Source organism: Phytoactinopolyspora endophytica (genome assembly GCF_004138495.1).
Classification (GTDB): Bacteria; Actinomycetota; Actinomycetes; order Jiangellales; family Jiangellaceae; genus Phytoactinopolyspora; species Phytoactinopolyspora endophytica.
Genome location: NZ_ML142854.1, coordinates 345,816 through 351,251 on the forward strand (window position 1 = coordinate 345,816; position 5,436 = coordinate 351,251).

General features: G+C 65.6%; 8 protein-coding genes and 1 pseudogene. 7 read left to right on the forward strand and 2 right to left on the reverse strand.

All coding sequences use genetic code 11. The features are described 5' to 3' along the window. Window positions 1–568, forward strand: a pseudogene (locus ELR45_RS37870) (glycoside hydrolase family 2); the annotation flags it as partial. A 75-nt stretch (window positions 569–643) separates the two neighbouring features. Here ELR45_RS37870 and ELR45_RS14660 read toward each other — a convergent pair. After that, window positions 644–1,294, reverse strand: a complete 651-nt coding sequence (locus ELR45_RS14660) for a class I SAM-dependent methyltransferase (protein ID WP_129667055.1) — start codon at window positions 1,292–1,294, stop codon at window positions 644–646. A gap of 89 nt (window positions 1,295–1,383) precedes the next feature. On the opposite strand from ELR45_RS14660, the gene ELR45_RS14665 reads away from it, so the two are divergent. Genes ELR45_RS14665 through ELR45_RS14670 form a run of 3 tightly spaced genes read left to right on the forward strand, consistent with a single transcriptional unit; the run spans window position 1,384 to window position 3,223 of the window. Next, entirely contained in the window at window positions 1,384–1,845 is a 462-nt protein-coding gene (locus tag ELR45_RS14665) for a MarR family winged helix-turn-helix transcriptional regulator (protein ID WP_129667056.1), read from the forward strand. A 14-nt stretch (window positions 1,846–1,859) separates the two neighbouring features. After that, on the forward strand, window positions 1,860–1,982 hold the full coding sequence (locus tag ELR45_RS42110; protein ID WP_276320682.1) for a hypothetical protein: 123 nt from the start codon (window positions 1,860–1,862) through the stop codon (window positions 1,980–1,982). An 11-nt stretch (window positions 1,983–1,993) separates the two neighbouring features. Next, complete coding sequence (locus ELR45_RS14670) at window positions 1,994–3,223, forward strand: epoxide hydrolase family protein (protein WP_129667057.1); 1,230 nt, start codon at window positions 1,994–1,996, stop codon at window positions 3,221–3,223. Between the two features lie 113 nt (window positions 3,224–3,336). Here ELR45_RS14670 and ELR45_RS14675 read toward each other — a convergent pair whose 3' ends face one another. Beyond that, window positions 3,337–3,885 (reverse strand): GrpB family protein, encoded by a 549-nt coding sequence (locus ELR45_RS14675; RefSeq protein ID WP_129667058.1) that lies wholly within the window; start codon window positions 3,883–3,885, stop codon window positions 3,337–3,339. Window positions 3,886–4,197: 312 nt separating this feature from the next. Here ELR45_RS14675 and ELR45_RS14680 point away from each other — a divergent pair, with 312 nt between their 5' ends. Genes ELR45_RS14680 through ELR45_RS14690 form a run of 3 tightly spaced genes read left to right on the forward strand, consistent with a single transcriptional unit; the run spans window position 4,198 to window position 5,364 of the window. Beyond that, complete coding sequence (locus ELR45_RS14680; RefSeq protein ID WP_129667059.1) at window positions 4,198–4,533, forward strand: ArsR/SmtB family transcription factor; 336 nt, start codon at window positions 4,198–4,200, stop codon at window positions 4,531–4,533. Then, window positions 4,526–4,984: an SRPBCC family protein gene (locus ELR45_RS14685; RefSeq protein WP_129667060.1), complete on the forward strand. Its 459-nt coding sequence runs from the start codon at window positions 4,526–4,528 to the stop codon at window positions 4,982–4,984. Before ELR45_RS14680 ends, ELR45_RS14685 begins: the two co-directional genes overlap by 8 nt. A gap of 11 nt (window positions 4,985–4,995) precedes the next feature. Next, window positions 4,996–5,364 (forward strand): nuclear transport factor 2 family protein, encoded by a 369-nt coding sequence (locus ELR45_RS14690; RefSeq protein WP_129667061.1) that lies wholly within the window; start codon window positions 4,996–4,998, stop codon window positions 5,362–5,364. The last annotated feature ends 72 nt before the right edge of the window (window positions 5,365–5,436 follow it).

Consider the following 5,436-nt stretch of genomic DNA (forward strand, 5'->3'; position numbering starts at 1 on the left):
GCGGCACGCCACCACCGCCCTCTACCACCTGACGAAGGCCCTGGACGGCACCCGGCCGGTGATCTCCAACGACGGCTGGGAGCACACCGAGAGCGACATCTGGGGCCTGCACGATTACGCGCCCACGGGGGAGTCGATCCGCCGGCGCTACGCCGACCGGGACGGGATCGCTCGGATCCTCGGCGATCGGCCTCCGGCGCGGCGGACCGCGCTGCTCGGCGACCCGGTCTTCCGTGGCCAGCCGGTGATGTTGACAGAGATCGGTGGGCTCAGCCTGAAGCCGCAAGCGGACGAGGCTTGGCACGGATACGCCACGGTCGACTCGGTCGAGCAGCTGGCCGAGGAGTTCCGTGGGCTCGTGGACGCGGTGCTCGACAGCACTGAGCTGGCGGGATTCTGCTGGACCCAGCTGACTGACACCGAGCAGGAGCGCAACGGGCTACTGACCGAGGACAGGGAGCCCAAACTCCCGTTCGACGTGGTCCGGGAGATCGTGGGCCGCCCGGCCCTGTCGACACCGGCGGAGGCCATCGACGTGGCCCGGCGCGCCGCCAGAGAACCCGGCTGACGACGTCGTCACAGTGGCAGTAAGCTTCCACGCTGCCGGAGCCGGACAGCAGCATGCGGGGCGGCGTGCTGAGGATCAGGGTTTGCGGGCCAGCAGACAGGCGTGTGGCCATTTCACTCGCTCGTCGGGTTCCTGAATGAGTTTGGCCGTCAGGGTGAGCCCGGCCTGGCCGAGCAGGTCGACAATGCGATCGATCGGCAGGAAGTAGGCCTCGTAGGACACCGGGTGACCGCCGTAGGCCTGTGTCGGCCGTAGGTGCTCGTCGTCTCCGATATATGTGCCCAGCAGCAGATGACCACCTGGTGCGAGCGTGCGATGAAACTCGGAGAACACCGTCGGCAGGTGTTCCGGCGGCGTGTGAAACGTGGAGAACAGCGCGAGGACTCCGCCGAGCTCGTCGTCGCCGAGATCCAGCGCTGTCATCGTGCCCACGGTGAACCGCAGGTCCGGATACGCCTGCCGGGCCAACTCGATCATCTTCGGCGACAGGTCGATGCCGAACGCCGGCAGCCCCAGCCCGGCCAGGTGCGCCGTCACACGGCCGGGTCCGCATCCCACGTCCGCGACCGGTCCTCGTCCGGCTGACTGCACGAGCTCGGCGAACGCGACGAGCATCGCACGCCCCAGCGGATCCATCTCGGCTGGGGGCTTGATGCGCTTGACGTAGTCGGCGGCCACGGTGTCGTACGACTCCCGGATGGCGGCGAGGAAGGACGGCTGAGCCATGCCGGTGACCATAAACGACGGTACTGACAACGTATGTGGAATCGCTGGCTTGCTCGATTTACATCGAACATTGATATATATTTCGGGACGTGGCACTTCCAGACGCAGACGGCACGCTGGACATCGATGAGCTGACCACCGCGATCGAAGACTTCGCCACGATCTTCATCCGGCTCCCGTCGGTTCGGCGGTTCAGCTTCTCGACCCTGTCCGTGCTCCACACCTTGTCGCGAAACGGCCCGATGCGGCTGACCGATCTGACGGCAACAGAGCAGCTGAAGCAGCCTGCGCTCACGAGCCTGGTCGCGAAGCTGGACAGAGATGGGCTGGTGTCGCGCCGTCGTGATCCGCGCGACGCCCGTGCTGTACTGCTGTCCCTCACCGAGGAGGGCGAGCAGATCGTCCGGTCTCGTCACGCAGACCGGATGGCGAAACTGTCGCGTCTTGTGGACCGCCTGAACGATCAGGAGCGTGAAGTGCTCGCTGGCTCAGCGAGCGTGCTGACTCGTCTGATCGAGATCGCAGCGGCCGACGACGCCACAGGCGACTAGATAAGGAGACAATCGTGCCCGTTCGCGAACGTATCGATCGCCTCGGCCGGACCGGCCGCAACTATCTCAGGACGACGCTCGCCGAACATGACGAGCATCGCCTGTCCGGTTCCGTCGCAGAGCGACGTGACGGTTAGGGGGACGTTCCATGTCGACGCGATCTTTCCCTCTCGAGCCGGTACCGCTCCATGTGCCCGACGAGGTCCTCGATGACCTGCGTCGCAGGCTGACCATGACCAAGTGGCCGCTCGATGCCGGTAACGATGACGGCTACTACGGCGTGCGTCGCTCCTACCTGCAGGAACTGGTGGAATACTGGGCGGAAGATTTCGACTGGCGCGCCGCTGAGCGTGCGATCAACGCGTACGAGCACTACCGCGTCGACGTCGGCGGGGTGCCGGTCCACTTCATGCGGAAACCGGGCGTCGGGCCGAACCCGGTGCCGTTGATCCTCAGCCACGGCTGGCCTTGGACGTTCTGGCATTGGTCCAAGGTCATCGACCGGCTCGCCGATCCGGCCGCGTTCGGAGGCGATCCGGCAGACGCGTTCGACCTGATCGTTCCGTCACTGCCCGGCTTCGGATTCTCGACACCGCTGGCGAACCGGCCAGATATGAACTTCTGGAAGATCGCTGATGTCTGGCACGAGCTGATGACCGGCGTCCTCGGGTACGAGAGGTACGCGGCTGGAGGCTGCGACGTCGGTGCGCTGGTCGCCGGGCAGCTTGGGCACAAGTATGCCGACGAGCTCTACGCGATCCACATCGGGTCCGGCCTGAAGCTCACCTTCTTCAACGGCGACCGCGCCTGGGATTTCAGTGGCGGCAGGCCCATCCCGGACGGCTTGCCCGAGGAAGTTCACGCTCGGGTCGTCGCGCTGGACAAGCGCTTCGCCGTCCACCTGGCCGCACATGTCCTCGACCCGAGCACCCTCTCCTATGGGCTGGCCGACTCGCCGGTCGGCATGCTCGCCTGGATGCTGGAACGTTGGGCGAATTGGTCCGACAACGATGGAGACGTCGAAAAGGTCTTCAGCAAGGACGATCTACTCACCCACGCGATGATCTACTGGGCGGGTAACGCCATCGAGACATCGATCCGCACCTACGCCAACAACAACCGCTACCCGTGGACGCCGTCGCATGATCGCTGGCCGGTGGTCGAGGCTCCCACGGGCATCACCCTCGTCGGCTATGAGAATCCGCCAGGCGTGACGACCGACGAACAACGGGTACAGAACTTCCTCGACAGCGACCGCGCCGCTTGGTACAACCACGTCAACGTCACTGCGCACGACCACGGTGGGCATTTCATTCCGTGGGAGATCCCGGACGAGTGGGTCGAAGATCTACGGCGCACCTTCCGCGGACGGCGCTGACCTGCGGGCAACCGTGACACGCGTCGTGCCATCGTGGAAGCCCTCCGGCATGGGAAACGAAGCTCTCCAGCTCGGACGATGCTGGTGTTGTCATCTGGGGCCGGGTAGACGGGTCACTTGTCCCAGACGTTCACTGAGGGGAGGCCGCGTGCCGTCCTCGCGCGGTCCACGATCTCCTGGACGATGGCAGTCTTGCCCGCCGTGTAGGCCCGGCCGCTGAGGCCGGCGGTAGCAGCGGCTCGCTTGACCGTTTCGTAGCGCAGGCGATCGTCCGCGTGCTCCTGCAGCCAGTCACGGAAGATTCTTTGGTTGCAGGTGTCCCATTGCTCGGCGCAGAAGAAGTGCGCAATGTGTGTGCGCACATCTCCACGCTGCCTCACCAAGACCCGATGAGTGCGTGGGCCAGCAGCAATGTCACGCCAACCGAGCGCTTCCAGTGCCGGCAACTTGTCTTCGACGTCGCTGAGGCGTTCGACGCGAACGGCGAGGTCGATGATCGGCTTTGCGCACAGCCCTTCGATGGCGGTGGATCCGATGTGCTCAACCAGCCATTCGCCATCGGAAGCCTCGCGGATTCCCTTCGCCGCTTCCTCGTATTGTCTCGGCCAATCCGGGTCATGCTCCTCAATCACGGAGCACAAGTATTGCCGCCCGCCGCGCATGGTGGCCACCTCCTTGACGTCGCCGTCCTGCGACCCATGGCAAGGGAGGAAGCCAGATGAGCGACGTTCGGGTCATCACTGACACCCGCGGCCGGGGGCGGTGACAGCCGCCGACGTCAGCGGTAGGCGCGCAAGTCTCGCCGCTCGTGGTGTCGGCGTCGCCAGCCACGCCGCGCTCCGTGTCCGCGACATCTGAGCATGCCCTGCCGCACGCAGCGTGCGTCTCGCCGAACGCAGGCAATTCACGCGTGAGCATGAGTACAAACAGATATTTGTGTTACGGTGGTGTTCACCCCGCACCGTAGGAGTCTTATGGCAGCCGATTCTGCTCCCGACCTCGACCAGGCCTTGCGTGCTCTGGCGGACGGTAATCGCCGAGCGATCCTGTCGGTGGTCCGCTCCGGGCCGCGCTCGGTCGGACGGATCGCCGACGAGGTGGGCCTGTCTCAGCAGACGACGTCGCATCATCTGGGGGTTCTGCGTGCAGCCGGGCTTGCCAGTCGTACCCGCGATGGCACGCGCCACCTGTTCGCGGTGGATACTGACGGGCTGGCAGCGGTGCGGGCGTACCTGGACGAGTTCTGGCCGACCAAGCTCGCCGCGCTCAAGACCGCTATCGAATCCCAGAAGGGTGAGGGCGATGGCTGAGTACGCGACATCGATCGAGATCCAGGCGACGCCTGCAGAGGTGTTCGACTACCTGGTCACCGAGGCCGGCATGACAGCGTGGATGGGCCAGCACGCCACGCTCGATCCACGTGTCGGCGGAGAGTTCGCGGTGGACATCGCCGGCTACCCCATCCGGGGTCAGTACATGGACGTGGAGCGGCCACGTCGTGTGCTCGTCTCCTGGGGAGTGGCCGGCAGTCCGGACCTGCCACCGGGCGCCTCCACGGTGGAGTTCACCCTCACGCCGACCGCGCACGGCACCCGCGTCGATCTGGTGCATTCCGGCCTGCCGGACACTCAACTCGACGGTCACGCCGATGGATGGGCGCACTTCCTCTCGCGCCTGCGCATCGTCGTTCCAGGAGGCGACGCCGGCCAGGACACCTGGGTGCCGATCGGGGACCGCGCCAACCGGAACCAACCATTGTGAAGGAGCACGTCATGACACAGACATCCACGTCCACCGCCCTTGAGACCGTCCTGGACTACCACCAGGCATGGACCAGCGGCGACCTCGACCGTGCCATGACCCTGGTGGCCGACGACATCGTGTGCCGGGCGCCGGGAGAGGACCTCATCGGCAAGGACGCCTACCGTGCATACCTGGCCGCCTTCATACCGAATCTGACCGGCCTGACCGACGTGGCGAGCTTCGCCGACGGCGACCACGTCGCGCTGTTCTACTACCCGCGCACAGCCGCTACCAGTACGGCTCTCGCCGCGGAGTACTTCACCGTCCGAGGCAACACGATCGTGGAGAGCCTGCTGGTCTTCGATCGTCTGTCGTTCGCCCCGCCGAACGAGCAGTAACAGGGCTGCCACCGTGACGACCGACCACGCACCACTGACCGATCGCGTTCGCGCGACTCTGTCAGTCGAACC